22 protein-coding genes are annotated in these 25,776 nt (G+C 67.5%); 2 read left to right on the top strand and 20 right to left on the bottom strand.

Annotation, left to right across the window (positions count from 1 at the left end; genetic code table 11):
- Positions 1–28 precede the first annotated feature (28 nt).
- The 12 genes from AC3QL2_RS07830 to AC3QL2_RS07775 form a co-directional block, all read right to left on the bottom strand.
- Entirely contained in the window at positions 29–796 is a 768-nt protein-coding gene (locus AC3QL2_RS07830; protein ID WP_493235372.1) for an oxygen-binding di-iron domain-containing protein, read from the bottom strand.
- Positions 797–825: 29 nt separating this feature from the next.
- A complete protein-coding gene (locus tag AC3QL2_RS07825; RefSeq protein ID WP_493235371.1) occupies positions 826–1,434 on the bottom strand; it encodes a methyl-accepting chemotaxis protein in 609 nt (202 codons plus the stop codon).
- Positions 1,435–1,445: 11 nt separating this feature from the next.
- Complete coding sequence (locus AC3QL2_RS07820; RefSeq protein WP_493235370.1) at positions 1,446–3,383, bottom strand: methyl-accepting chemotaxis protein; 1,938 nt, start codon at positions 3,381–3,383, stop codon at positions 1,446–1,448.
- A 35-nt stretch (positions 3,384–3,418) separates the two neighbouring features.
- Positions 3,419–3,952: a chemotaxis protein CheW gene (locus tag AC3QL2_RS07815; RefSeq protein ID WP_493235369.1), complete on the bottom strand. Its 534-nt coding sequence runs from the start codon at positions 3,950–3,952 to the stop codon at positions 3,419–3,421.
- Between the two features lie 33 nt (positions 3,953–3,985).
- On the bottom strand, positions 3,986–5,638 hold the full coding sequence (locus AC3QL2_RS07810) for a methyl-accepting chemotaxis protein (RefSeq protein ID WP_493235368.1): 1,653 nt from the start codon (positions 5,636–5,638) through the stop codon (positions 3,986–3,988).
- A gap of 38 nt (positions 5,639–5,676) precedes the next feature.
- The gene (locus tag AC3QL2_RS07805; protein ID WP_493235367.1) at positions 5,677–7,839 is read right to left on the bottom strand and encodes a chemotaxis protein CheA; all 2,163 of its coding nucleotides are present in this window, start codon (positions 7,837–7,839) and stop codon (positions 5,677–5,679) included.
- Between the two features lie 2 nt (positions 7,840–7,841).
- Positions 7,842–8,150, bottom strand: coding sequence for an STAS domain-containing protein (locus AC3QL2_RS07800; RefSeq protein WP_493235366.1), 309 nt, complete (start codon positions 8,148–8,150; stop codon positions 7,842–7,844).
- Positions 8,151–8,178: 28 nt separating this feature from the next.
- Entirely contained in the window at positions 8,179–8,547 is a 369-nt protein-coding gene (locus AC3QL2_RS07795; protein ID WP_374482802.1) for a response regulator, read from the bottom strand.
- Between the two features lie 10 nt (positions 8,548–8,557).
- Entirely contained in the window at positions 8,558–9,745 is a 1,188-nt protein-coding gene (locus tag AC3QL2_RS07790; protein WP_493235365.1) for a methyl-accepting chemotaxis protein, read from the bottom strand.
- Positions 9,746–10,130: 385 nt separating this feature from the next.
- Positions 10,131–10,769, bottom strand: coding sequence for a response regulator (locus AC3QL2_RS07785; protein WP_493235364.1), 639 nt, complete (start codon positions 10,767–10,769; stop codon positions 10,131–10,133).
- Positions 10,766–12,271, bottom strand: coding sequence for a hybrid sensor histidine kinase/response regulator (locus tag AC3QL2_RS07780; RefSeq protein ID WP_493235363.1), 1,506 nt, complete (start codon positions 12,269–12,271; stop codon positions 10,766–10,768). The genes AC3QL2_RS07785 and AC3QL2_RS07780 overlap by 4 nt, the downstream gene beginning before the upstream one ends.
- A 19-nt stretch (positions 12,272–12,290) precedes the next feature.
- Positions 12,291–15,782: a PAS domain-containing sensor histidine kinase gene (locus AC3QL2_RS07775; RefSeq protein ID WP_493235362.1), complete on the bottom strand. Its 3,492-nt coding sequence runs from the start codon at positions 15,780–15,782 to the stop codon at positions 12,291–12,293.
- 496 nt (positions 15,783–16,278) lie between these two features.
- Between AC3QL2_RS07775 and AC3QL2_RS07770 the strand changes: the two genes are divergently transcribed.
- A complete protein-coding gene (locus tag AC3QL2_RS07770; protein ID WP_493235361.1) occupies positions 16,279–16,905 on the top strand; it encodes a response regulator in 627 nt (208 codons plus the stop codon).
- A 486-nt stretch (positions 16,906–17,391) separates the two neighbouring features.
- The gene (locus tag AC3QL2_RS07765; RefSeq protein WP_493235360.1) at positions 17,392–17,898 is read left to right on the top strand and encodes a hypothetical protein; all 507 of its coding nucleotides are present in this window, start codon (positions 17,392–17,394) and stop codon (positions 17,896–17,898) included.
- Positions 17,899–17,942: 44 nt separating this feature from the next.
- Here the strand turns inward: AC3QL2_RS07765 and AC3QL2_RS07760 are convergent, their stop codons facing one another.
- The 8 genes from AC3QL2_RS07760 to rfaE2 all read right to left on the bottom strand — a co-directional run bounded on the left by AC3QL2_RS07760 (position 17,943) and on the right by rfaE2 (position 25,752).
- Positions 17,943–18,398, bottom strand: coding sequence for a hydrogenase maturation protease (locus AC3QL2_RS07760; protein ID WP_493235380.1), 456 nt, complete (start codon positions 18,396–18,398; stop codon positions 17,943–17,945).
- Between the two features lie 13 nt (positions 18,399–18,411).
- Complete coding sequence (locus AC3QL2_RS07755; RefSeq protein ID WP_493235359.1) at positions 18,412–19,878, bottom strand: Ni/Fe hydrogenase subunit alpha; 1,467 nt, start codon at positions 19,876–19,878, stop codon at positions 18,412–18,414.
- Positions 19,879–19,888: 10 nt separating this feature from the next.
- Entirely contained in the window at positions 19,889–20,446 is a 558-nt protein-coding gene (locus AC3QL2_RS07750; RefSeq protein WP_493235358.1) for an NADH-quinone oxidoreductase subunit B family protein, read from the bottom strand.
- Positions 20,443–21,150 (bottom strand): 2Fe-2S iron-sulfur cluster-binding protein, encoded by a 708-nt coding sequence (locus tag AC3QL2_RS07745; RefSeq protein WP_493235357.1) that lies wholly within the window; start codon positions 21,148–21,150, stop codon positions 20,443–20,445. Before AC3QL2_RS07745 ends, AC3QL2_RS07750 begins: the two co-directional genes overlap by 4 nt.
- On the bottom strand, positions 21,147–22,958 hold the full coding sequence (locus AC3QL2_RS07740) for an NAD(P)H-dependent oxidoreductase subunit E (protein ID WP_493235356.1): 1,812 nt from the start codon (positions 22,956–22,958) through the stop codon (positions 21,147–21,149). Before AC3QL2_RS07740 ends, AC3QL2_RS07745 begins: the two co-directional genes overlap by 4 nt.
- 78 nt (positions 22,959–23,036) lie before the next feature.
- Positions 23,037–24,191: a MalY/PatB family protein gene (locus AC3QL2_RS07735; protein WP_493235355.1), complete on the bottom strand. Its 1,155-nt coding sequence runs from the start codon at positions 24,189–24,191 to the stop codon at positions 23,037–23,039.
- A gap of 25 nt (positions 24,192–24,216) precedes the next feature.
- On the bottom strand, positions 24,217–25,149 hold the full coding sequence (gene cysK, locus AC3QL2_RS07730; RefSeq protein WP_493235354.1) for a cysteine synthase A: 933 nt from the start codon (positions 25,147–25,149) through the stop codon (positions 24,217–24,219).
- A 117-nt stretch (positions 25,150–25,266) separates the two neighbouring features.
- Positions 25,267–25,752 carry a D-glycero-beta-D-manno-heptose 1-phosphate adenylyltransferase gene (gene rfaE2 / locus AC3QL2_RS07725; protein WP_493235353.1) on the bottom strand — a complete coding sequence of 162 codons (486 nt, stop codon included), beginning with the start codon at positions 25,750–25,752 and terminating at the stop codon, positions 25,267–25,269.
- Between the last annotated feature and the right edge of the window lie 24 nt (positions 25,753–25,776).

Here is a 25,776-nt window from a genome sequence, read left to right as displayed (position 1 = left end):
CGGGCAATGAATGGGGGCGGCGATCTTCTCACGCCTTGGCTTGCAGTGGGCTGACCCCACGGCGCAGGCCGCTGCCCACGGGCAGCTCGTCGAACCAGTTGATGAAGCGCATCACGTCGGCGCCCTGGTAGATGGCGCCATGTTGCGGGCAGAGCATGTCGATCGGCAACTGGCTGGCCCGCTCGCACCAGTCGCGCTTGGCTTCCGCCGAACCCATCCAGCGGCGGTGGAAACCTTCCGCCTGGCGGATGTGGCGGTCGAAGTCCTCGACGAACAGCGGGTAGTCGCCGGTGAGGCGGGCGGCACCCACGTCGCCGCTGAAAAGGATGCGGGCCTTGCGGTCGTACAGGTGGAAGTTGCCGGAGGAGTGCAGGTAGTGGGCCGGCAGCGCTTCCAGGCTCAGGCGGCCGAGGCGGATCGTACCGCCCTCGTCGGGGATCTCGATGAAGGTGTCGTCCTTGCCGCCGAAGTGGGGCACGAATTCGGACCACAGCCAGCTCAGGTGGCACTTGAGTTCCGGGTTGAATTCCAGCCACAGGGCCAGCGACGAGATGATGTCCGGGTCCTGGTGGGAGGCGAACAGGGCTTCGATGTGGCGCGGATCGACGGCGGCGGTGAGGGCCGAGAAGACCGCCGAGAAGATCTCGGAGCCGCCCGGATCGGTGAGCAGCGCGCGCTGGCCGTCGACGACGAGGTATTCGTTGGTGTCGATCAGGTAGTCCGGGCGCTGCGGATCACGGGCGACGACAATCCATTGGTGCGCGCCATCCTGGAAGATGGAAGTGGTTTTTTTCATTGTTGTTCCTGTCGGGCGTTGGGGCCGCTTCAGCCGGCGTGGCGGGCGAGGGCCCGGCGCAATTGCTTGATGGTTCCCAGGATGGTGACGATGGCGTCTTCGATCTCGTCGGCGACCTGGCGCAGGCTGGCCGCCAGGGCCTGGCCATAGACGGCCTCGATCTTGGCCGCGCGGGACAGCGCGATGCCGGTGTTGCACAGGCGCAGCGCGTGGTCGAGCCGGTTGCCGAGGCCGAACCAGCGCTCGCTGCCGTCGCTGTCGATACGGGCCTGGCGGGCCTCGATGCGCATGGCGGCGCCGGCCAGGCGGGGCTGGATGGCGGGCGGGATCTGGTCGAGGTGGGCGACGTGCAGCCTGATGCGGGTGGATTCGGCGACCGCATGGACCAGGTCGCCGATGAAGTCGCCGAGCTCGTGCATCTGCCGGTCGAGCTGGCCGCTGAACTGGCGCAGCTCGCCGGAGACGATGCCGAAGCCGCGGGCCTGGCTGCCGGCCTGCTTGGCGGCCAGCATCGCGTTGAGGGCCACCAGGTTCACCTGGCTGGACAGGGCGGTGACCTGGCGGATGCCGGCGCTGATCTCGACGACCAGCTGCAGGGAGTGTCCTCCGGTGGGTGAAGGGGATGACGGAATTTCCATTGACGTCCTTGTCAGCGGTGGCCGGCCGGCGTTGCGGTCCGGAAATAGGCCACCAGTTGTTGCAGTTGCTCGGCTTGAGCGCTCATTTCCTCGGCGGTGGCGGCCAGCTCTTCGGAGGCCGCCGCGTTCTGCTGGGTGACCTGGTTGAGCTGGTGCATCGCGGTGCTGATCTGGCCGACGCCGCCGGATTGCTCCTCGGACGCGGCGGCGATCTCCTGCACCAGCTCGGACGTCTTGCGGATTGCCGGGACCATGGCCTGCAGCAGGTGGCCGGCCTGGTCGGCGAGGCGCACGGAGCTGCCGGCCACTTCGCCGATTTCCTGGGCGGCTTCCTGGGAACGCTCGGCCAGCTTGCGCACCTCGGCGGCGACCACCGCGAAGCCCTTGCCGTGCTCGCCGGCGCGGGCCGCCTCGATGGCGGCGTTGAGGGCCAGCAGGTTGGTCTGGTAGGCGATGTCGTCGATGATGCCGATCTTCTCGGCGATCTCCTTCATCGCGGCAACGGTCTGGGACACCGCGTCGCCGCCGGAGGCGGCCTCTTCGGCGGCCTTGGAGGCCATGCTGTCGGTGAGGCGGGCGTTGTCGCTGTTCTGGTCGATGGAGGCGGACGCCTGCTCGACGGTGGCCGACACTTCCTCGACGCTGGCGGCCTGCTCGCTGGTGGCCTGGGACAGGCTCTGGGCGGTGGCAGAGACCTCCTCGGAGGCGCTGCCGAGGCTGTCGGCGGTGCTGCGCACCTGGCCGATGATGTCGGACAGCTTCTCGCTCATGTCGCGCAGGGCGGCCAGCAGCTGGCCGGCCTCGTCGTTGCCATGCACTTCTATGCGGGTCGTGAAGTCGCCGCCGGCGATCACCCGGGCGGTGCTCACGGCCTGCTGCAGCGGGCGGCGCACCAGGCGGCGGATCATTCCGTACAGCACCAGGTTGAGGGCCAGCACCAGCAGCGTGGTGCCGCCGAGGATCACCGCTGCCAGCGCGCGGGATTCGCGGGTGAATTCATCCCGGTAGGTGGTGACCATGATCTCCCAGCCCCACGGTGCGTACACATCATGCACGGCGACCTTCTCGCGGGCCTCTGTGTCGCCGAGTTCCTTGTTGAGCCAGGGGTAGAAGGTGATGCCCTTCTTCTTGGTCAGGACTTCGCGGATGAACTCGCGGCCGCTGGAGTCCTTGGCGCCGAGGATGTTCTTGCCTTCGGCGGCGGGGTGGATATACACCAGGCCCGGATCGAAGCTGTTGTCGAGCACGGCGGCGTAGCCGGTCTCGCCGATCTTCATGCCGAGGAACTTGTCGCGCAGGCTCTTCATGCCGTCGCTCATGTTCATGCCGATGGCGAAGGCACCAATGATGGCGCCGTGGGCGTCCTTGATCGGCTGGTAGTAGGCGTAGTTGAACATGCCGTCGCGCTTGGACGGGCCCGCGTAGATGTCGCCGCGCAGCAGGCGTTCGTAGGCCGGGTGCTTGCGGTCGAGGCGGGCGCCCACGTTGCGCGCGCCATTGGCATCCTTGCCGGAGCTGGCGACGAAGAAGAAGTCGTCGCCCTGGCGCACCGAGATGGTGGCGACGAGGCCGGTGAGGGCGGTGAAGCGGTCGGCGGCCTCGATGTCGTTGTTGAGAATCAGGTTGCCGCTCTTCAGCTGCGGCAGCTGCTGGCTGCCGGACGGGATCAGGTGGCTGGCGTCCATGCTCATCGGGCCGCTGTAGGGCGCACGGTAGAGGGCCAGGTTGCGTTCCATGCCGAGGCGCAGGCTGTCGTCGGCGGTGGCGATGGTGTCGAGCAGGCGCTGGGTGGTGCGCTGCATCTCGGCGATGCCGCGATCCTCGAGGTAGCGTTCGGCGTAGTGGCCGATGACGCCCGCGAGGAGGAGCACCATGAGCAGGGACAGGGCGCTTTGAACCGCGATCAGACGGCTGCCGATGGCCATGTCCTTCCAGGACTTGAGTTGCATGACGGTCGTTCCTTGGGGGCGTGAGGGGCTGACGTTCAGGCTGCGAGGATTTCGGGTTCGCCGGCGGCGACCGACGCGAGGCCGGCCAGTTCGTCCACCGAGAAGGTGCGGCTCACGTCGAGGAGGATCACGAAGCGCTCGCCGATCTTGCCCATGCCGCGGATGAATTCGTTGCGGATATGCACGCCGAAGGACGGCGGCGGCTCCACGTCGGCGGCGGGGATCTCCAGCACCTCATTGACGGCGTCCACCAGCACGCCGAGTTGCTGGATACCGTCCTCGCTGTCCACCTCGACGATCACCACGCAGGTGCGCCGCTTGGGTTCGGTGAGGCCCTGGCCGAAGCGGGCCAGCAGGTCCACCACCGGGACCACCGAGCCGCGGAGGTTGATGACCCCGCGGATGTAGCGCGGCATCATCGGAACCTGGGTCAGGTGGGCGTATTCGATGATTTCGCGGATCGACAGGATGCCGATGGCGAACAGCTCGCCGCTGAGGTTGAAGGTGAGGTACTGCTCCCGTTCGGCGGCGTGCTCGGGGGTGGTGCTGGGATCGTGTCTGGGCTGCATGCGCGGGCTCCGTTGGGGGTGGGGGTAGGCCGCTCAGAAGCGGACGAAGTCCTGCGGGGACAGGTTCGCGCCGGCTGTCGCCAGTTCGCCCGGCAGGCTGTCGGCGCGTTCGATGGCGCGCTTGCGGCCCTTCTCGTGGCGCGGTTCGCTGCGCATCTGGCGCGGGGCGGGCGTGATGCCGCCGGTCTTGAAGAACTGGATCAGCTGCTGCAATTGCTCGGCCTGGGCGCTCATCTCCTCGGCGGTGGCGGCCAGCTCTTCCGATGCGGATGCGTTCTGCTGGGTGACTTGGTTGAGCTGGTGCATCGCGGTGCTGATCTGGCCGACGCCGCCGGATTGCTCCTCGGACGCGGCGGCGATCTCCTGCACCAGCTCGGACGTCTTGCGGATTGCCGGGACCATGGCCTGCAGCAGGTGGCCGGCCTGGTCGGCGAGGCGCACGGAGCTGCCGGCCACTTCGCCGATTTCCTGGGCGGCTTCCTGGGAACGCTCGGCCAGCTTGCGCACCTCGGCGGCGACCACCGCGAAGCCCTTGCCGTGCTCGCCGGCGCGGGCCGCCTCGATGGCGGCGTTGAGGGCCAGCAGGTTGGTCTGGTAGGCGATGTCGTCGATGATGCCGATCTTCTCGGCGATCTCCTTCATCGCGGCAACGGTCTGGGACACCGCGTGGCCACCGGAGGCGGCTTCTTCGGCGGCCTTGGAAGCCATGCTGTCGGTGAGGCGGGCGTTGTCGCTGTTCTGGTTGATGGAGGCGGAGGCCTGTTCGACGGTGGCCGACACTTCCTCGACGCTGGCGGCCTGCTCGCTGGTGGCCTGGGACAGGCTCTGGGCGGTGGCAGAGACCTCCTCGGAGGCGCTGCCGAGGCTGTCGGCGGTGCTGCGCACCTGGCCGATGATGTCGGACAGTTTCTCGACCATGTCCTGCAGGGCCTGCAGCAGCTGGCCGGCTTCGTCCTTGCGGCTCACCTCGATGCGGGTGCTCAGGTCGCCGTCGGCGAGGGCGCGTGCAATCCCCACCGCCTGGGCCAGCGGGCCGGTGATCGAGCGGGTCACGCTGATCGCCAGCGCAATGCCGATGGCGATGGCGATGGCGCTCAGTACCAGCATGCTCTTCAGGGCCATGTCGTAGGTGTCGCCGGCCTTGCGGGCGGCGATTGCGGTGGCCTTGGTTTCCTCATCGACGAACTTGGCCAGGCTGTCCAGCCATTCGCGCTGGGCCGGGCGAACCTCGCGGAACAGCAGTGCGGTGGCGTCGGCCGTGCGGCCCTGGCGGGCGATGTCGAGGACTTGCTCCTGCTGGCGGAACACGCTGGCGGCCAGGCCCTTGATCTTGGCGGCGAGGGCGCGCTCTTCGTCGCTGGCGTTGGCGGCGAGCAGCTTGTCCAGCTCGGCTTCACCGTCCAGGTAGCTCTTCTTGCGCGCGTCCAGGCGTGCCGTCTCGGTCTTGGTGACGCTGTCGTCCTGGCTCAGCAGCAGGTTGCGCAGGGCGATCGCCGAGTCGCGCAGGTTGTCCACCATCGCGTTGCTGACGCGGGCTTTTTCGCCGTAGACGGTGGTGATCTGCTGCACGCTGTCGTTGATGGTCATCATGCGGGTGGTGCCCGTGTAGACGATGGCGACGAGCAGGATCAGGACGAGCCCGAACCCGAAGGCCAGGCGTTGGCTGATTTTCAGATTGCTGAACATGGGTGTGTTCTCCGGCTGGGAATTCAGGAATGGGTGATTCAGGCGGCGGCGCGGTCGATGACCTGCTGCAGGAGGCGCGGAATATCGAGGATCAGCGCGACGGCGCCGCTGCCCAGGATGGTCGATCCGCTGATGCCCTGGACGCGGCTGAAGACGCGGCCGAGGGGCTTGATGACGGTCTGGATCTCGCCGTGCAGGCTGTCCACCACCAGCCCGGCGCGCTTGCCGCCGTACTGCACGACGACCAGGTTGCGGTCGGTATGGCGCTCGTCGGTGCCGGCCGGCAGGTCGAGGGCATCGCGCAGGCGGGTGTAAGGCAGGATCTGGCCACGCTGGTTGAGGTAGTCGCGGCGCGGGTCGGTCCGGTGTTCGACGGCGGGCAGCTTGATGCACTCGATCACCTGGTCGAGGGGGATCACGAAGGAGGCGTCGCCGACGCCGACCAGGAAGCCGTCGATGATGGCGAGGGTCAGCGGCAGGCGGATGCGCATCGTGCTGCCCTGGCCTTCGATGCTGTCGATCTCGATGCTGCCGTGCAGGGCTTCGATGTTCTTCTTGACCACGTCCATGCCGACGCCGCGCCCGGAGATGTTGCTGAGCTGCTCGGCGGTGGAGAAGCCGGGGGCGAAGATCAGTTTGTAGACGTCTTCGTCGGAGAGGTGCTGCTGGGGGCCGACGAGGCCTTTCTCTACAGCCTTCTTGAGGATGCGCTCGCGGTTGAGGCCGTTGCCGTCGTCGCTGACTTCGATCAGCACGCCGCCCGAGTCGTGGCGGGCGTCGAGGCGGATCGTGCCCTGGGCCGGCTTGCCGCGGGCCACGCGCAGCTCGGCGGCCTCGATGCCGTGGTCCATGGCGTTGCGCACCAGGTGCATCAGCGGGTCGCCGATCTTCTCGACCATGGTTTTGTCGAGCTCGGTCTCGGCGCCGTTGATGACCAGGCGGATGTCCTTGCCGAGGTCGCGGGCCACGTCGCGCACCACGCGCTGGAAGCGGTTGAAGGTCTCGCCGATCTGCACCATGCGCAGGTTGAGGGTGCTGTCGCGGACTTCCTCGATCAGGCGCGCCATCGTCGAGGTGGCTTCGAGCATGCGGCGGGCCTTCAGCTGGCCGGCGATCATGTTGGCGCCGGCGCCGGCGATGACCAGCTCGCCGACCAGGTTGATCAGCTTGTCGAGCTTGTCCGCATCGACGCGCAGGGTCTTGGCGCGGCCATTGTCGCGGGCCGGCTTGGCTCCGACGGCGGGAACGGCGGCGTCGATGACGGCGGGCAGGGCCGGTGTTTCGTCGGCGATGACCGGCACGAGGGCCGTCGTCGCGGCGGGGGCAGGTGCCAGCGCCCGTTCCAGCTCGGCGGCGTCGAGGGTGCCGCAGTGCACCAGTGCTTCGCCGAGGGCGGCCGTCTCCGGCGACAGGGCCGTCAGCATGGCGGCGTAGGCCTGCAGCGGGCTGTGGGGCGGCAGGATGTGGATGGTGGCGTCGTCGCGCACGAAGTCGAAGGCGCCGTCGATGTCGGCGTGGCTGGCGTCGCTCTTCAGGCTGATCTCGAAGCCCAGGTAGCAGGCTTCCGGGTCCAGCTCGCCGAGGGCCGGCAGTGCGTCCGGCAGGGTGACGATGCCCTCGATGTCGCCGAGGCTGCCCAGGTAGCGGATGAAGGACAGCGGGTCCATGCCGTGCTGCAGGACTTCCCGGCTGAAGCGCAGGGAGACATGCCAGTTGCCGGTGACGGCGCGGTCGCCGCCGCTTTCCATGGCAGGGGCGGCGGCAGGCGCGACTTCGGCGGTGGCCGCGGCGGAAACCGGCAGCGTGCAGGCGGTGGTGAAGCGGGCCAGCTGGCCGAGCAGGTCGTGGCCGATGGCATTGACGACCGGGTCGTGGCCGTGGGCCTTGTCGGCGACGCGCTGCAGCAGCGTGCCGATGTGGTCGCCGCTGGCCAGCAGCAGTTCGGCCAGCGGGCGGTCGATGGCGAGTTCGTTGCCGCGTACGCGGTCGAGGACGTTCTCGACGGTGTGCGTGAAGCCGACCACCTCGTCGAAGCCGAAGATGCCGGCCGAGCCCTTGATGGTGTGGGCGGCGCGGAAGATGGCATTGATGGTCTCGCCGTCGCTCGCGCCGTTCTCGATCTGCAGCAGGCCGTCCTCCATCTGTTCCAGCAGTTCGCGGGCCTCGAGGAGGAAGGTCGGGATGGCCTGATCGATGTCCATGTTCATTGGGCTCCGCTGGAGGTGGGGGCGGCCGGCAGCAGCGCGTCGAGGCCGCACAGGGCGAAGCAGTCGCGCACCGGCGTGCTGCAGGTTTCAAGGGTGCTGGCGGGCAGGCTGCGCAGGGCGGCCAGCACAACTTGCAGGCCGGCGCAGTCGATTTCGATGACGTCGCCGAGGTCGAGGCGGCAGGGCGTGCCGTCCGCCGGCAGGGCCAGCAGGGCGTCCTTGATGGCAGGGGCGGTGTAGATGTTCAGCTCGTCGCTGAAGCGGACGCGGATCTGGCCGTCGTCCCGGGCGATGTCGATGCTCATGGCGCTTTCCTGGATGCCGGCCGGCCGCTCAGGGCAGGATCAGCTTGGAGACGGCGTTGAGCATCTGCGCCGGGGCGAAGGGCTTGACCATCCAGGCCTTGGCGCCGGCGGCCTGGCCTTCGGCCTTCTTGGCTTCCTGGTTTTCGGTGGTCAGCATGACGACCGGGGTGAACTTGTAGCCGGGCAGCTTCTTCATCTCCTTGACGAAGGTGATGCCGTCCATGTTGGGCATGTTCACGTCGCTGATGACCAGATGCACCTTGCGGCCGTCGAGCTTGCCGAGGGCGTCCTTGCCGTCGCAGGCCTCGACGACGTCATAGCCGGCGCCCTTCAGGGCGATGCTGACGACCTGGCGCAGGGAGGCGGAATCGTCCACCACGAGAATGGTTTTAGCCATGGATGTACTCCTAGAAGAAGGTGATTTCTGAGGGGGCGTCGCCGGCGGCAGCGCCGCCGCCGTGGATCTGGCGTTCTTCGGCGGTGGCGTAGCTGCCGGACAGGCTGGCCAGCATGCGGTCCACCGGCAGGGGCTGCGGCCAGCCGCCGTGGGCGACGTCGGCGTGGCTGGCGGCCAGCTGGGCCGGCAGCGCGTCGATGCTGTCGCGGACGTGGCTGAGGATCTGGCTGACGCGGTCCTGGAACTGGAGCTGGACGAGGGCCTCGGAGACGTCGGACTTGATGCCGGCGCTCTCGTTGCGCAGCGTGTGGCTGGATTCGACGAGGCCGTCGATGATGTGGCGGAAGCCGCCGAGCACGTCGCCGATGGCCTCCTCCGAGGCCTGCAGCGCGCGGGCGTCATTGACGGCGGTGCTCTCGGCGCTGGCGACGGCGGCGGTGATGGCCTTGCTGATGGCGTCCACCGCGCTGCCCATGCTGACGCCGGTGGTCTTGGACTGGCCGGACAGCTTGCGTACCTCGTCGGCCACCACCGCGAAGCCGCGCCCGGCCTCGCCGGCGCGGGCGGCCTCGATGGCGGCGTTGAGGGCCAGCAGGTTGGTCTGGTCGGCGATGCCGGCAACATCTACCGCCATCTTCTGCAGCTCGACGATGAACTGCTGCAGGCGCTTCACCTCGGCCACCATCTCTTCCTTGTGGCGGTTGGCGGTCTGCAGGGATTCGATCAGGGACTGCAGGCGGCTTTCGCTGCGGGTGAACACGCCGAGCAGGCCGCCTTCGCCGTCGGCGGCGCCGGAGGCCGCGTCGGCGGTGCGCACCGATACGTCAAGGCGGTCCACGATGGCGGAGAAGGCGAGGGTCAGGCCGACCACGGCGCTTTCCATCTGGGAGCGGCCGCTCTCGATCTGGCGGCTCCACAGGGGGAACAGGCGTTCGGCCAGTTGGTCGAGGCTGGCCACGTAGGGCGTCAGTTTTTCCACTTGGGTCGTTTCCGTTTCGCGATGGCGTTGCTGGGTGGCGAGGGCGGCGTCCTGGCGCAGGCCGTGGCGGATCGCCCAGCCGATGCCGCCGCTGACCAGCAGCGTGGCGCCGGCGGCGACAAAGGTGGGCCAGGCGGGGGCGCCGATCACGGCCACGGCGAGGGCGCCGGGCAGGCCGGCGCCGAGGGCCGGCAGCGGGGAGGCGGCCAGGCGCGTCATGGCCGCGCTCCGGCGTGAAGGCGGGTGTCTGGCGTGCTGTCGATGGGGCCGCTGACCGTCATTGCTGAGTTCTCCTCGGGCGGCGCCATCGTCTGCGCGGGCGCAGGGAAGGGATGCCGCACTGATTTTTCTGCGCGCATTGCTGGTCGGGCGGGCCGCCGTCATGCGCCTGGATTACGGACGCAATGGTGCCGATCGCCGCGGCGAGCGAATATCGGCGGAGGCTTAAAGTTTTTGTCGGACGCGGCCGGTTGCCTGTAGGAGGATTCCTAGGGCCGGCGGGGACATGGGATGGATTTCAGCTGGCGCGCCGTGGCCGGCGGCCTGATTTGCCCAGGACGCGGGGGCGGCGGACGGCGGGCGAACGATGTCGCCCGCGGACGCTTCAGCGCAGCTCGACGAGCTGGTGCTCGATGGCGTAGTGGATCAGCTCGGCGCTGCTGCTCATGCCCATCTTCTGCAGGATGCGCGACTTGTGGGTGCTGACGGTCTTGACGCTGAGGGACAGGCGCTCGGAGATGGCGGTGATGGTGGCGCCGGCGACGATCATCTGGAAGATCTGGTATTCCCGGTCGGACAGCGTGGTGTGCGGCAGTTCGTTGTGGCGGGCGCTGTATTCGAGGGCCAGGCGCTCGGCCACCGCCGGGCTGATGTAAACGCCGCCGCCGGCGACCTTGCGCAGCGCACCGATGAGCTCGTCGCCGGCGTGCTCCTTGGTCAGGTAGCCGGCGGCGCCGGCCTTGATGGCGCGGACGGCGTACTGCTCTTCCTTGTGCATGCTGAGAACGAGGATCGGCAGCCTGGGGTATTCGCCCTTCAGCTGTTTGATCAGTTCGATGCCGCTGCGGCCGGGCATCGACATGTCGAGCAGCAGCAAGTCGGGCGGCGACTGGCGGACCTGGGCGAGGACCTCGTCGCCGGTGGCGGCTTCGGCGCACACGCTGAATTCCGGCGCGTCGCCGAGGACCTGCTTGAGGCCGGTGCGGACGATGCTGTGGTCGTCGGCCAGCATGAGACGGATCATCGGGGGTTGTCCTCGTGGTCGGGAGTGGCTGCACCCAGCGGGATGCATACCGAGATGGTGGTGCCCTGGCCGGGGGCGCTGCGGATCGTGCAGTGGCCGCCGAGAGCTTCGGCCCGCTCGCGGATGCCCAGCAGGCCGAAGGACGAGCGGGTGCCAGCGCTGGCCGGATCGAAGCCGCGGCCGTTGTCGCTGACGGTGATGTCGATGGCGTCGGTGTCCCGCTCCAGCGTGACCAGCACGCGGCTGGCGGCGGCGTGGCGGGCGATATTGGTGAGGCATTCCTGGATGATGCGGAAGGCCGCGGTGGCGCGGGGCTTGTCGGTCTGCAGGTCTTCGGCGGCGGCGGCGTCGAAGCTGCAGTCGATGCCGTGGCGGTGGCCGAAGCCTTCCAGGAACCATTCGACGGCGTCGCGCAGGCCGAGGTCGTCGAGCATCACGGGGCGCAGTTCGGAGGACATGCGGCGCACCCAGTCGACGGTGCTGTCGATCAGCTGGGTCATGCCGGCGAGCTTGCCGTGCAGGGCTTCGGCGTCGCCGGGCAGGCGCGCGCGCAGCCAGCCGGCGTCCATCTTGATGGCGGTGAGCAGCTGGCCCAGTTCGTCGTGCAGCTCGCGGGCGATGTGGGTGCGTTCTTCCTCGCGCACCGACTGCAGGTGGGCCGACAGCTCCTGGGAGCGGCGTCGGGCGTCGAGCAGTTCCTGCTGGACGCGCTTGCGGGCGCCGATGGGTTGGGCTGCGGTGACTGCGCCGACGATGCGGCCGTCCTCGATGAGCGGTGTGGCGACGAAGGAGACGGGCACCGGCGTGCCGTCCTTGTGCAGGTAGGTGTCGTCCTCGATGTGCTGGGTCTTGCCGCTGCGCAGCGCCAGCAGGCTGCCACAGCAGGCCGGGTCGGACGGCGGCGCGTCGGCCGCGGGGCGGTGGATGATGAAATGGATCTGCTTGCCGAGCAGCTCTTCCTCGGTCCAGCCGAGCAGGCGCTCGGCTTCCGGGTTCATCCACAGCAGCGCGCCATGGGCGTCGGTAGTGAACAAGGCCTCGCCGACGGCATTGGTGATGGCGCGCAGGCGCTTCTCGCTGAGGCGCAGGGCTTCCTGGGCGCGTTCGTGGTCGCGCTGGATGGCCGCTTCGCGCAGGGCCCGCTCGATGGCGGGTTGCAGGCGCGGCAGGTTGTCCTTGACGACGAAGTCGGAGGCGCCGGCCTTGATGAGGGCGGCGGCGGATTCCTCGCCGACGAAGCCCGAGACGGCGATGAAGGGCAGGTCGCAGCCCAGTTCATGCAGCAGTTCAAGGGCGGCTGTGGCGCCGAAGCGGGGCAGGTGGTAGTCGGAGATGACCACGTCCCAGGGCTGGGCGGCCAGTGCTGCGCGCATCTGGGCTGCGTCATCCACCCGCTGGAAGACGATGTCCGGCCAGTGCATTTCGAGTTCCAGCAGGATCAGGTCGGCGTCGTCGCGGGAGTCTTCGACCAGCAGGACATGCAGGCGGGCGGGGGGCGTCATGAAAGGTGGCGGTGGGGCATCAGGCCTTATTGTCCCTTGCGCTTTCCCGCTGCGGCAAGGTGAAGTGGATCGTCGCGCCGGCACCGACGGCCCCTTCGGCCCATACCCTGCCTTGGTGGCGGCGCACGACCCGCTCGACGGTGGCAAGGCCGATGCCGGTGCCTTCGAACTCGCTCTCCGCATGCAGGCGCTGGAACTCCTTGAACAGCTTGCGGGCGTAGGCGGGATCGAAGCCGGCGCCGTTGTCGGCGACGAAGAACTCCTGGCCTTGCTCTTCCGTCCGGCTGCCGAAGCGGATCTGCGCCTGGGGTGTGTGGCGGGTGAACTTCCAGGCGTTGCCGAGCAGGTTGTCGAGCAGGATGCGCAGCAGGCCGGCGTCGCCGAAGACGGTCAGCTCGTCCTGAACCTGGATTTCGACGTGGCGCTCCGGATCGTTGCGTTGCAGTTCATCCAGGATCTGGTGGGCCAGGGCGCTCAGATCCACCTGCTGGCGATGAACGGGGCCGCGGGCCACGCGGGACAGCTTGAGCATGTCGTCGATGAGTCGTCCCATGCGCTGGGCTGCGCGCCGTACGCGGTCGAGGTAATCGCGCCCGGCGTCGTCGAGGCGGTCCTGGTAGCGGCGCTGCAGGGCCTGGCTGAAGCCGTCGATGCCGCGCAGCGGGGCGCGCAGGTCGTGGGATACCGCGGAACTGAAGGATTCGAGCTCGCGGTTCGCGTCCTCCAGCGCGCGGGTCCGCTCGGCGACTCGCCATTCCAGTTCTTCGTTGAGCTGGCGCAGTTCGGCTTCGGCCTTCTGGCGCTGGGCGTTCTGGTGGGCGGCGTCGAAGGCGAAGGCCACGTCCTGGCACAGGTCGTCGAGGAGGGTGACGATCTCCGCTGTGAAGAAGTAGGGCTCCGGTGCGTACAGGTTGAAGAGGGTGATTTCGTCCTGGTGGCGGATGTGGAAGGCTGCCGACGAACGGTAGCCGCGGCGCAGCGCGGGGCCGCGCCAGGGTTCCATGGCCGGATCGGTGGCAATGTCGTCGCACAGCACGTGGCGGCCTTCTAGGGAAGCGCGCTGGGTGGGGCCCCGGGCGTCCGTCAGGCTTGCATAGATCGCCAGCGCCGCCTGGATGTAGCCGTCTTCGTGGCCCCAGTGGGTGATGTGGGTGGGCTGGCCGTCCTTCATCCGGCAGCTCCAGGCCATCACCAGCCCGCCATCCTCGACCATGATGCGGCACAGGGCCTGAAGGAGTTCTGCGCTGTCGCGGATCCGCACGATGGCCTGGTTGGCCTTGCTGAGCACGGCATAGAGGCGCGCCAGGTAGGCCAGCCGTTTCTTGGCACGGACTTGTTCGGTGATGTCGAGGTTGGTGCCGATCAGGCGCAGCCGGCGCCCGTCGACGTCGGAGGTGATTTCGGCGTGGCTGTCAAGGTAGCGGATCTCGCCGTCGGGGCGCCGGATGCGCATCTGGTAGGAGCACGGTTGACGGGTCGTGATGACGGTGTTCACGTGGGCGAGGACGGCGGGCAGGTCGGCCGGTACGACCATGCGCTTGAACTGTTCCAGGCTCGCGGCAACTTCGTTCGGCTCATAGCCGAACAGCCGGAAGCACTCGTCGGACCACAGCTGTTCGTCGGTGTCGAGGCGCCATTCCCAGCTGCCCAGGTGGGCGATGCGCTGGGCCTCGTTGAGGAAGACGTCGCGGCGGCGGATCTTTTCTTCGGCCCGTACGTGCTCGGTGATGTCGTGGGTGACACCGACGATGTTGCGGGCGGTCCCATCCGGTCGGTGGAATACCTTGCCTTGCGTGCGTACCCAGCGGCGGCTGCCGTCGGCCATGTTCAACTGGTGCTTGATGTCCAGCGGCATGCCGCCATTGAGGGCGGCTCCGAGGGCCAGCCTGACGTCCTGGTGCTGTTCGCGGGGAATGTGCGCGAAGACTGCGTCGAGGGTGGACAGGTCCGCTGCCGGGCCGAGGCCGAGTACTTCGGCGGCGTCCTGGGTCCATGCCAGCGTGCCGCTGGCGATGTCGTATTCCCAGCTGCCGATGCGTCCGATGTGTTGCGCTTTGCTGAGGTGCAGGCGGGTACGGGCCTGCTTGCTGACCGCCGGGCTGATGCGGCTGTACAGGAGCACTGAGCCGGCCAGCACCAGCATGCCGATCAGCAGCGCGGAGATGCGCAACTGTTCGAGCAACAGGTCGTGGATGTCGCCGGTATCCAGTTTCTGCACGATGCCAAGCCCGAATTCGGGCAGCGGCGCGTAGGCGGCGAGCACGGCATTGCCCCGGTAGTCGCGGGACAGGCCGAAGCCGTGTTCACCGTCCAACGCGCGGGAGGCAGGGATCCGTTCACCATCAACAAGTTTGGGTGCGCTGAAAACGTAAGGGGTCAGGCGGGTCGGGAAGCAGTCGACATTCGGACCGCTTGATCTGCACACGACAAGCTCGCCGGAATGACCGAGGTTGTCGGAGTGGTTAAGGACATCTGTGAGGCTGTCCAGGCGCGCCTGGACCACGATCTCGTTGGGCATGAGGGTGCCGGTGCCGACCGGGATGCGTACTTCGATCCAGTAGGCGTCGTTCCAGAACAGCCAGGTGCGGTGGTCGATGCGCTGGCGATTGAGCTCGACGCTGGAACGCTCGCCCGTGCTGGCCAGGATCCGGCCGTTGGCGCCCGTGACCCACAGGGCTTTCAGGCCCGAGGCCTGGCCGCTGATCAGGATGCGCTGCAGTTCGGTGTGCAGCACCGGGCCGCCGATCCCGAGCCGCACGAGGTTTTCCGTGCGGGCCAGCTGGATGCCCTGTTCCGCCGCTGTTGCGGCGTGACGGATCGTGCTGCCGAGGACGCTCATGTTGGCGCGCAGGGCGGACTGCAGGGTGTGGTGGAACAGGGACAGGGTCTGGCCGGCGAAGGTGCCCACGCCGATCAGCCAGGCCGCGATGGCTGCGATCAGCAGCATGGCGCTGCCCACGGCGAGCACCTGCCGGTCCTGGCGGTGGCGGTAGAAATTGCGCAGCCCGGGCTGGTTCAGCAGGGTCAGTCCCAGGCCCACGGCGAGGATCGCCAGGGCCAGCGCGGATGCCCAGTCGAGGGCAAAGTGGCGTCCGGCGAAATCGAAGAGGTCGAATCCGACGATGCCGTTCAGTACTTGGGCGGCACTGCCGAGCAGGATCAGAAGACACAGCCACTGCAGCAGCAACTGCAGTGCGAGGTGCGGGAGCTGGCTCCTGGCCTTCGGGAGGCCGGCCAACATGACGGCCGCGAGGGCCAGCGCGATGGCGTTGGTTGGTGACGGCAGGCTGGTCGGCGGGGAGGCCGTCTGCAGCGCGCGCAGTAGGCTCAGGGCGGCCAGGGTGCCGAGGGCGACGGCCAGCAGGGTCTGCAGCGTTCCCTGCCGTGGACAGCGGGTGTTGGCCGCCAGCAGGCTGGCGCCTGCCAGTGCGAAGCCGATGAGGGCTCCGCTGCCGGGTGAGCCGAGAAGGGTGAAACCCAGGCCCAGCCAGCCGGCCCATGCGGTAAGCATAAGCCCGGAAAATGCGCCCATCCGGCCGCTTCGATCTGCGTGCATTAGCACACTCGGGTATCCGTCTTCGCTTGAGAGGGCGGCAGCCTAACATCCGTACGGTTTGCCGGTGCAAGCGGCCACTTTCCGCACGGTGATTTTGCGAACGTCGACAAGTGGGTCATAATTCCGACGCCTTGTCGTGAATACGAACCAGCGAGCATGCGAAGCGGTGAGTTCTGACGTGACAAAGCCAGTCTTTTCAACGCTTTCGTGCTCGTGTCCCCGACCTTGCCGTACGCCTGTCTGAAGGTGCCCGCTGTCATGTTGAACATGACAATGGCGAACGGGGGCGGGGTGGCATATGCACGGAGACGATTTTTTAGGGTGATCTCTTCAAATCCTGCGGACCGGCGATCCTACGCCCATTTCCGGCGTACTGGTCGTGAGCTTTTCGTCATGTCCGTCTAAACTGATAAGATCTTTTGCAACCGCCGTCGTATTACCCTATTGATCCATGGCCGCCACGCCCGAATCTCCTGAAAAGGAATATTGCAGTACCTCCGAAGCTGCCCAGCGCCTGGGTTTGTCCTTGGGGACCGTTCAGCAGATGGTCGAGAACGGCCAGCTCGAGGGTTGGAAGACTGCGGGTGGGCATCGCCGGATTCGCGTGAGCTCCATCGAGGAGTTCCGGGCCCGCGCGATGGCGGGGGGCGGGCAGGGGACCCAGGCCCGTGCGCCAGGCGGTGCCCTGCAGGTGCTGGTGGCCGAAGATGACCGAATCCTGCAGAAGTTGTACGAGCATACTTTCGCGTCGTGGGGTCTGCCTCTGCAGGTGCGCCTGGTTTCCAGCGGCATCGACGGTTTGCTCGAGATCGGTCGCGAGGCGCCGGATCTGTTGATAACCGACCTCCGCATGCCCGGCATCGACGGTTTCGAGATGATCCGCCGCCTGCGCGCAGACCCGCAATTGCAGGATCTCGACATCGTGGTCGTCAGCGGCCTGACCGATGAAGACATTGCTGAGCAGGGCGGATTGCCCCCGGACGTCATCCTGTATTCGAAGCCGGTGCCGTTCCGGGAACTCAAGGGCTATGTGCAGGCCAAGCTCATGGCCTTGCAGCGGCGCGTGCGAGGGGCCTGAACGCTCCCGGGCAATTTCAGGACAGGAATCGATCGGCCCCGACAGACCCGCGCTGTCGGGGCCGGTCTTTTTTGGTGCTGCCGCAGTCCGATGCTTGCCGGGGGGGATGACAGACGCGGCCCGGCTGCGTGCCGCCGGCGGTCGATGCCCGGAACCGGATTCCATCCTGTTTGTCTGGAATTGAAATCGGTCAAGGTGCGGTGCGCGATATACGACGATGCTGCGACGTTGGGGCGACGTTCAGGCAGGGGAACGCGGCGTATATGTCAGGATCTTATGTGACAATTTTCATTGTGCGGTAGAATTTAACAGTAATGATATATTTCATGTTTATGCTTTTGTCGTTATTGTGCGCGTTCGATGTTGTCAAGCCTGCCGCGCCTGTCCACCTTCAGCCGGGGCAGGCCAGGCGCCGCGGACCGGATCGGGGTCGTGGCTGATATGTTTAGCCAGGGGAATCAATGAACCTGTCAGATGAGGTTGCCCGTGGGTGACCTTGTTACCGAAGCGGCCATCACCGGGGCGGCGCTGGTGCGGCATCTCAACGATGCGCGCTTCGCCAGTCTGCGCGCGCTGCGGCAGTTGCTGCGTGCCCTCGATGCGGAACGGATCGCCATCGGGGTGTTGCATCCGGATGGCTCCAGCCTTCAGGAGGAGTTGGTGTGGGCCAGCGGTTTCAGCCGTTGCGGCGAGTCGGAACGGGTCTTGTCCTGCGCCGCCTTCACCGATGAGATCCGCGGCTGGTTGGCCTCCACGAAAGATGCCTTGAGCATCACCATCGACACGCGTTCGCCGGCCTGGCACGAGGTGCCCTGCGACCAGTTGCTGCTGGTGCGTGATTGCCGTAGCAAGAATGACGGCGGCACCCTGATCCTGGCCGCCCAGCTGCGCGGCAGCGTCGTGCTGCCCGATGAAACGGCACGCGCGATCGCCGTGCTGATCCGCGAATATGCGGGCCGGCGGGAACCGGCCACGCTGCAGACCGGAACGTAATCGTCACCGGGACCGGGCTTGATCGTCTTTTCCCGCAGCTTCCGCTAGCTCGCCAGTTTTCGCCAGTGCTCCAGGTCGATGCTCGCCAAACAGGCCTGCAAGTGATGCCGGGCCGCCGCCAGGTGTAATCTTGCTGACGAACTCAGGCCTTCGCCGAGCCGGAAATCCTCACCCCGCACGCACAGCACGAAAGCCGGTGGCGGTGTCCGGCGGATTTCCTCATACACGTACAGCACGGCGGCCGGCGACAGCGCGTGGGATGTGATCGAGTAGTCGGGGGCGGGGCGGATCTCCCGGAACGAGAACGGTGCCGGCGTGCCCGTACCGGCATCGATGAACAGCGCCAGATCCCGGTCGTCCAGATCGAGGGCGTGCTCGATCTGCAGCTGGAAGTCGCTGACCAGCCGTACGTCCGGCACATTCCAGTTTTCTAGCTCGGCCATCAAGGCCGGGCCGAGGGCGTCGTCGCCCCGCGACGGGTTGCCGACGGCGAAAATCACCAGTCGCAAGGTCTCACCCTCCGCAGACGGCCCGGTCCACGAGTTGCCCGTCTTCATCCACCAGTTCGACGGCCAGCGGCATCTTGCCGAGCGCGTGGGTGGCGCAGGACAGGCAGGGATCGAAGGCGCGGATCGCCACCTCGATATGGTTCAGCAGGCCTTCGGTGAGCTGGCGGCCGTCCAGGTAGCGGCGGGCGACCTGGCGCACCGCCTCGTTCATGGCCTGGTTGTTGTGGGTGGTGGACACGATCAGGTTGCAGTAGCTGACCAGGTCGTCCTCGCCGACCCGGTAATGGTGGATCAGCGTGCCGCGCGGCGCCTCGATGATGCCGACCCCTTCGCGCCCTTTCGGGCCGCTGGCGAGGCGGTCGTCGGACAGCAGATCCGGGTCGTCGAGCAGATCGCGGATGACCTCGGCGGCGTGCAGCATCTCGATCATGCGCGCCCAGTGGTAGGCCAGCGGTGCGTGGATGGGTTCGCCGTCGCCTCGGGCGATGAAGTCCTGGCGTTCCGCCTCGGCCAGCGGGCTGGGGATGAAGTCGCAGTTCTGCACGCGGGCCAGCGGGCCGACCTTGTACCAGCCCCTGGCCGGGCCGAGCTCGCGGATGAAGGGGAACTTCATGTAGCTCCACGGCTTTACTTCCTCGACGATGTGCTGGTCGTAGTCGGCACAGGGGATACCGTCGCGGACGATCTGGCCGCGGGCGTCTCGCAGGCGCAGGTGGCCGTCGTAGAGGTCCATCGCGCCATCCGCCCGCACCAGGCTGAACAGGTGGCTGCGGAACAGGCCGAACTCGTCGTACAGCGGGCCGTTGCTCTCGTGCAGGCGGCGGGCGAGGCGCACCGCGTCGCAGCTCCAGCTCACCACTTGATCGGCGTCTTTGCGCAGCAGGTTGCGATCGTCGGTGCTCAAGGACTTGTTCACCCCGCCGGGGATCGCGCCGGTGCCATGCACGCGCTTGCCGGCGGTGACGCGGATGACCTCCTGGCCGAACTTGCGCAGCAGCACGCCTTCCTTCGCCACGTGAGGATAGGCGGCGGCGACGCCGACGATGTTGCGCTGCTGCACTGGCGACTCGAAGCCGAACAGCAGGTCCGGCGACGACAGGTGGAAGAAATGCAGTGCGTGGGACTGGAGGATCTGCCCGTAGTGCATCAGGCGGCGGATCTTCTCTGCGGTGGGGGTGATCCGCGTGGCGCCGACCACCGGGTCGAGGGCCTTGGCGGCAGCCAAGTGGTGGCTGACCGGGCAGATGCCGCACAGGCGCTGCACCATCACCGGCACTTCCCAGTACGGACGGCCCTGGATGAATTTCTCGAAGCCGCGGAACTCGACGATGTGCAGCCGCGCTTCCTTCACGTGGCCGGCGTTATCGAGCAGCAGCGTGACCTTGCCATGGCCTTCGACCCGCGACACGGGGTCGATGGCGACCCGGCGCAGGCTCTCCCGGTTGGCGGCGGTTTCCAGTTCGAAGCTCATGGTGCGAACCTCAGTCGTAGTGCAGCAGTCCGCCGGCCAGCCGTGGTGTGCGGCCGGCGATCAGATCGGTGAGGAATTTCCAGATCGCCGGGCCGGACGGCGGGCAGCCGGGCAGGAAGTAATCGATACGGACCACCTCATGGATCGGCCGCACCTGGTCGAGGAGCAGCGGCAGCTCCGGGTCGTTGGGGATTTGCCCGTTCTCGAGGCCGGGACGGAACTGGTAGACCTCCCGCAGGCATTCGGACAACGGCAGGTGATTGCGCTGAGCTGGCAGGCCACCGTTCACCGCGCAGGCGCCGAGGGCGATCAGCGTCTTGCAGTGGCGGCGGAACTCACGCAGCACGTGGACGTTTTCTGCGTTGCAGACGCCGCCTTCGATGAGGCCGATGTCGCAGGGGCCGACGTCCTTGATGTCGGTCAGCGGCGAGCGGTCGAACTCGATCAGTTCGACCAGTTCGAAAAGATGCTCATCGATGTCCAGGAAGGACATGTGGCAGCCGAAGCAGCCGGCCAGCGAGGTGGTGGCGACGCGCAGCTTGCGGGCAGGGGCGGGAGCCGGGCTCATGATTCCTCCTCCTTCAGTGCCCGGCTACGGATCGTCTCGGTATCGAAGGTCCGTTCACCGATCGGCACCGCGAAGCCGAGGCCCTTGGGCAGGATCACGCCGACCGGGCAGATGCGGGCGGCGAGGTCGTCCTTCGAGAAGTCGGTGTCGGCCAGCCGGCCGGATTCCGCGTTGACCGCCAGGTGCTTGTGGATGCCGCGCCCGGTCAGTGCGAACACCGACTTGCCGTCCACGTCGCGGCTGGCGCGCACGCACAGTTCGCAGAAGATGCAGCGGTTGAAGTCGAGCAGCATGTCCGGGTGGGACGCGTCCACCGGGCGTTCCGGGAAGAAGTGGCGGAAGCGCGGCGTGAGCATCTCGTACTCGTAGCCGAGGGCCTGCAACTCGCAGTTGCCGCTTTTCTCACAGGACGGACAGAAGTGGTTGCCCTCGACGAACAGCATCTGCAGCAGGCCGCGCCGTTCGCCGTTCATTTCCGGGGTGTTGCTCTCCACCTCCCAGCCTTCCTTGGCCGGCGTCGCGCAGGCGGACACGTGGCGGCCGGCGGCCTTGACGATGCACAGCTTGCAGCTGCCGTGGGGTGGGAAGTCCTGGTGCCAGCACAGGCTGGGGATGTAGTGGCCGGCCTTGCGGGCGGCTTCGAGGATGGTCTGGCCGTCCTCGAAGGGAACCGGCTGGCCGTCGAGGAGAAACTGCTTGGTCATTTTTCTTCCTCCTCGTGGGTGTGCAGGTGGGCACCGGGGTCGTCGCGGGCGGTGAGCTGGCGCGCCTCGGCCAGCGCGGCGTCGAGGTCGAAGGCCGGTTCGAAGTCGAGGGACACCAGCCGCCGCTCGTAGGCAGGGCGGAATTTCTGCAGGGTGTCGATGACCGGATTCGGCGCGGCGCTGCCTAGGCCGCAGTGACTGGCGTTCTTCAGCAGGCGGTCGAGCCAGTCGATGTCGGCCAGGTCGGCCTTGGCACCGTGGCCGTCGGCCAGCTTGTCCATGAAGCCCTGCAGCAGTGAAGTGCCAACCCGGCACGGGGTGCAGAAGCCGCAGCTCTCGTGGGCGAAGAAATGCACGAAGGCGCGGGCCACGTCGAAGAGGTCGCGGCTGCCGTCGAAGATCATGAAGGCGCCGGCGGTGGGGACGTCCTCGTAGGCGATGCGGCGCTGGAACTCGTAGCCGGCCAGGCACACGCCGGCCGCGCCGCCCACCTGTACGGCCTGGGTGTCGCTGGCGCCGCAGTCCTCCAGAATGCGTGCGATGGGCACGCCGAAGGGGTATTCGTAGATGCCCGGTGCGGCGCAGTCGCCGGAGATGGACAGCAGCTTGGTGCCGGCCGACTGGGCGGTGCCACTGGCGGCGAAGGCTTCACCACCGCCGAGGGCGATGAGGCAGGTCTTGGCCAGCGTCTCGACGTTGTTTACCACCGTCGGGCGGCCCAGGTAGCCCTTGGTGACAGGGAAGGGTGGGCGGATCCGCGGCGTGCCGCGCTTGCCTTCGAGGGATTCGAGCAGCGCCGTTTCCTCGCCGCACACGTAGGCGCCGGCGCCCAGGTGGATGCGGATGTCGAAGTCGAAGCCGGGCTCGTGCAGGATGCGGTGGCCGAGCAGGCCGGCGTCGCGGCGGCGGGTCAGCACGGCTTCCAGCTGTGGCAGTAGGTAGCGGTACTCGCCGCGCAGGTACAGGAAGCCTTCCGATGCGCCGACCGCCCAGGCGGCCAATGTCATGCCCTCGAAGACCAGGTCGGCGTAGCTGTTGAGCAGCACCCGGTCCTTGAAGGTGCCGGGTTCGCCTTCGTCGGCGTTGCAGACGATGACTTTGGTTTCGCCCGGCGCATTGCGCGCGCTGGCCCATTTGACCGCAGTGGCGAAACCCGCGCCGCCGCGGCCGCGCAGGTTGGAGACCTGGACCTCCCGCAGCCAGCCGTCGCGACCCAGCTCGATGACGGCGGCCAGCGCCGCACCGGGCTTCATGTCCTGGTTGAGCAGGCTGTCCTTGCGGCGGATGTTGTCGGTGATCTGGAAATACTCGGCCGGCCACAGGTCGAGGGGGCGCTGCTGGCGGATCAGCTCGGCGATCTCGTTGATGCGCCGGTGGGTCAGCTGGCCGATCGCACGGCCGTTGACCAGCATGCCCGGTCCCTGGTCGCAAAGGCCGGTGCAGGAGGTGGTGGCGATGCTTACCAGGCCGTCCTCCGACAGCTTGCCGGGCTCGATCCACAGCTTGCGGCACAGAGCATCCATCAGCTCGGCATTGCCGAGCATGCGGTCGGTGATGTTGTCTGAGAACAGCACCCGGTAGCGGCCGACCGGCTGCGTGTAGAGGAAGCTGTAGAAGCCGGCAACACCCTCGACCCGGCTGCGCGGGATGTGCAGCGACCGGGCGATATGGGTGAGGGTTGGCGCAGGCAGCCAGCCTTCGAGATCCTGAGCTTCGATCAGGATCTGCAGTAGCTCGGTCGGATAATGACCGTGGCGCTGCAGGATACCGTCGAGGGCGGCGGTCGGGGTGGCAGGGAGTGTACTCACAAGAACCTCCGGCTGCTGGAAGCAACGCGCCCAGTATGCGCGTTGGGCCGCCGTGATTCTTGCGCTAGATCAGGAGAGTCAGGAAATTACTGCGCGCTGGATGCGTGCCAGGCCTTCCTCCAGGCGGGACGGCGGGCAGCCGAAGTTGAGGCGCACGAAGCCCGGCTGTCCGAAATCCTTGCCGTCGGACAGGCCGATGCCGGCGGCTTCGAAGAAGGCCGTCGCGTTGGCGATGCCACGGGCGGCGAGGAAGGCGCGGCAGTCGATCCAGGCCAAGTAGGTGGCCTCGACGGGCGTGGTGGCCAGGCCCGGCAGGCGGTTGATGACGTCCACGACGCGCGCCGCGTTGGCGCGCAGCGTCTCGAGAAGGGCTTCCCGCCACGGGCCGCAGTCCCGGTAGGCGACTTCGGTTGCGGCCAGCCCGAGCACATTCACATGCGGCACGATGCCGGCCATGGCGCGCTTGTAGCGGGCGCGCAGGCCGGCGTCGGGGATGATCGCGAAGGCGCAGTACAGGGCAGGGATGTTCCAGGTCTTGGACGGGGCCATCAGTGTGATGGTCCGTTTGGCCACGGACTCGTCGAGGGAGGCGATGGGAATGTGCGGCGTCGCGGGATCGAGGACCAGGCCGCAGTGGATCTCGTCGGAGCAGATCACGAGGTCGTGGCGTTCGGCCAGCGCAGCGATGCGGCCGAGTTCGTCCCGGTCGAAGACGCGGCCGACCGGGTTGTGCGGGTTGCACAGCATGAACAGGCGCACGCCGTCGGCCACGGCGGCTTCGGTGCGGCTCCAGTCCCATTCCCAGCGCGTGCCGTGCTGGACCAGCGGCGTGGTGACCAGGCGCTGCTCGAAATTGCCCGGCGCGTGCAGAAAGGGCGGATAGACCGGCGTGGCGGTGAACACCCCGTCGCCTGGCTGGCCGACTGCGCGTACCGCGACGTTGAAACCGGTGACGACCCCCGGCAGCCACACCAGCCACTCCGGCTTGATCTGCCAGGCGTGGTCGCGGGCGATGCCGTCGATGACCGCCTCGGCAACGCTGGGCCACGGGTCGGCATAGCCGAACACGCCATGGTCGATGCGCGTGTGGAGAGCTTCCAGCACCGGCGGCGGGGCGGCGAAGTCCATGTCCGCCACCCACATAGGGATCACGTCGTGGCCGGCGTAGCGGCGCCACTTGATGCTGTCGGAGCCGGCCCGCTGGGGGCCGGTGCTGAAGTCGAAGGTCGTCAAGCCGGGGTCTCGCTGAAGTGAAGGATCAGACTTCCAGATGCTGGTAGAGCACCGTGGACAGATAACGTTCGCCGAAGGACGGGATGATCACGACGACCAGCTTGCCGGCGTTCTCAGGGCGTTCGGCGACCTGCAGCGCGGCCCATACGGCAGCGCCGGAGGAGATGCCGACCAGCAGGCCTTCTTCGGTGGCCAGCTTGCGGGCGGTGTCGAGGGCGGCGTCGTTAGGCACCTGCACGATCTCGTCGTAGATCGAGGTGTTGAGGATGGCCGGCACGAAGCCGGCGCCGATCCCCTGGATCGGGTGCGGGCCGCGCTGGCCGCCGGACAGCACCGGGCTGGCGGAGGGTTCGACGGCGATCACCTTGACGTCCGGCTTGCGCTCCTTGAGCACTTCGCCGACGCCGGTGATGGTGCCGCCGGTGCCGATGCCGGACACGAAGATGTCCACCTGGCCGTCGGTATCGGCCCAGATCTCCTCTGCGGTGGTCTGGCGGTGGATGGCCGGGTTGGCGGGGTTCTCGAACTGCTGCGGGATGAAGTAGCGGGAATCGGCGGCGGCCAGTTCGGCGGCCTTCTTCAGCGCGCCGGGCATGCCTTCGGGGCCCGGGGTGAGGATCAGCTCGGCGCCGTAGGCCTTGAGCAGCAGCTTGCGCTCGCGGCTCATGGTCTCGGGCATCACGAAGGCGCACTTGTAGCCGCGCGCGGCACAGACCATGGCCAGGCCGATGCCGGTGTTACCGGAGGTGGGCTCGAGGATGATGGTGTCGGGCTTGATCTTGCCGGCCGCTTCGGCGGCATCGATCATCGCCGTGGCGATGCGGTCCTTCACGCTGTGGGCTGGATTGAAGTACTCCAGCTTGAGGGCGAGCGTCGCGCCATTGGCGGGGGCCAGGCGGTTGAGCTTGACGAGCGGGGTGTTGCCGACCAGTTCGGTCACGTCATTGGCGATACGCATGATGATTCTCCGTGTCAGGAAAGTGGTTATTGTTTCTCTAATTCATTCTAGAGTTCGCCGCCGCTCTTCAATAGACCAAAAGTGCATATGCAAATAATTGCCCGCCGCGTGGTCGGCCTACAGGCGGCGGATCTTTTCGAGCAGCGCAGTGGTGGAGCGCTGGTGCTCGAAGGGGATCGAATGCACGCTGCCGCCGCGGGCCAGGGTTTCGGGGGCGCCGACGATACGGTCCGGCGCCCAGTCGCCGCCCTTGACCAGCACGTCGGGCCGGCATTCGAGGATGCGGGCGATCGGCGTGTCCTCGTCGAACCAGGTGACGAGGTCGACGCAGCCGAGGGAGGCCATCACGGCCAGGCGGTCCTGCAGCGTGTTGATAGGCCGGTCGTCGCCCTTGCCCTGGCGGCGCACAGAGTCGTCGCTGTTGAGGGCGACGACCATCGCCGCGCCGAGGGCGCGGGCCTGGGCCAGGTAGGTGACGTGGCCGCGGTGCAGGATGTCGAAGCAGCCGTTGGTGAACACCAGCGGGCGCGGTAGCGAGGCGATCCGCTCGAGCAGTTGGTCGGGCGGGCAGATCTTGGCTTCGAAGGCGGGAGCGGAATACATGGGTGGATGATCGCTGGGGGACTC

It is taken from the genome of Zoogloea sp. GW822-FHT05C07 (genome assembly GCF_058800215.1).
The sequence above is the reverse complement of the archived record's forward strand: the minus strand, read 5'-3'. Positions and strand labels throughout refer to the sequence as shown.

What these genes read in the sequence shown, in the direction of transcription:
- cysK (WP_493235354.1), bottom strand. Translation starts at nt 25,149, where the DNA reads ATGCGTATCGCCAATGACGTGACCGAACTGGTCGGCAACACCCCGCTC.
- AC3QL2_RS07810 (WP_493235368.1), bottom strand. Translation starts at nt 5,638, where the DNA reads ATGTTCAGCAATCTGAAAATCAGCCAACGCCTGGCCTTCGGGTTCGGG.
- AC3QL2_RS07800 (WP_493235366.1), bottom strand. Translation starts at nt 8,150, where the DNA reads ATGAGCATCGACATCGCCCGGGACGACGGCCAGATCCGCGTCCGCTTC.
- rfaE2 (WP_493235353.1), bottom strand. Translation starts at nt 25,752, where the DNA reads ATGTATTCCGCTCCCGCCTTCGAAGCCAAGATCTGCCCGCCCGACCAA.
- AC3QL2_RS07750 (WP_493235358.1), bottom strand. Translation starts at nt 20,446, where the DNA reads ATGAGCCCGGCTCCCGCCCCTGCCCGCAAGCTGCGCGTCGCCACCACC.
- AC3QL2_RS07785 (WP_493235364.1), bottom strand. Translation starts at nt 10,769, where the DNA reads ATGATCCGTCTCATGCTGGCCGACGACCACAGCATCGTCCGCACCGGC.
- AC3QL2_RS07755 (WP_493235359.1), bottom strand. Translation starts at nt 19,878, where the DNA reads ATGAGCTTCGAACTGGAAACCGCCGCCAACCGGGAGAGCCTGCGCCGG.
- AC3QL2_RS07805 (WP_493235367.1), bottom strand. Translation starts at nt 7,839, where the DNA reads ATGGACATCGATCAGGCCATCCCGACCTTCCTCCTCGAGGCCCGCGAA.
- AC3QL2_RS07775 (WP_493235362.1), bottom strand. Translation starts at nt 15,782, where the DNA reads ATGCTTACCGCATGGGCCGGCTGGCTGGGCCTGGGTTTCACCCTTCTC.
- AC3QL2_RS07780 (WP_493235363.1), bottom strand. Translation starts at nt 12,271, where the DNA reads ATGACGCCCCCCGCCCGCCTGCATGTCCTGCTGGTCGAAGACTCCCGC.
- AC3QL2_RS07825 (WP_493235371.1), bottom strand. Translation starts at nt 1,434, where the DNA reads ATGGAAATTCCGTCATCCCCTTCACCCACCGGAGGACACTCCCTGCAG.
- AC3QL2_RS07815 (WP_493235369.1), bottom strand. Translation starts at nt 3,952, where the DNA reads ATGCAGCCCAGACACGATCCCAGCACCACCCCCGAGCACGCCGCCGAA.
- AC3QL2_RS07795 (WP_374482802.1), bottom strand. Translation starts at nt 8,547, where the DNA reads ATGGCTAAAACCATTCTCGTGGTGGACGATTCCGCCTCCCTGCGCCAG.
- AC3QL2_RS07770 (WP_493235361.1), top strand. Translation starts at nt 16,279, where the DNA reads ATGGCCGCCACGCCCGAATCTCCTGAAAAGGAATATTGCAGTACCTCC.
- AC3QL2_RS07790 (WP_493235365.1), bottom strand. Translation starts at nt 9,745, where the DNA reads ATGACGCGCCTGGCCGCCTCCCCGCTGCCGGCCCTCGGCGCCGGCCTG.
- AC3QL2_RS07830 (WP_493235372.1), bottom strand. Translation starts at nt 796, where the DNA reads ATGAAAAAAACCACTTCCATCTTCCAGGATGGCGCGCACCAATGGATT.
- AC3QL2_RS07820 (WP_493235370.1), bottom strand. Translation starts at nt 3,383, where the DNA reads ATGCAACTCAAGTCCTGGAAGGACATGGCCATCGGCAGCCGTCTGATC.
- AC3QL2_RS07745 (WP_493235357.1), bottom strand. Translation starts at nt 21,150, where the DNA reads ATGACCAAGCAGTTTCTCCTCGACGGCCAGCCGGTTCCCTTCGAGGAC.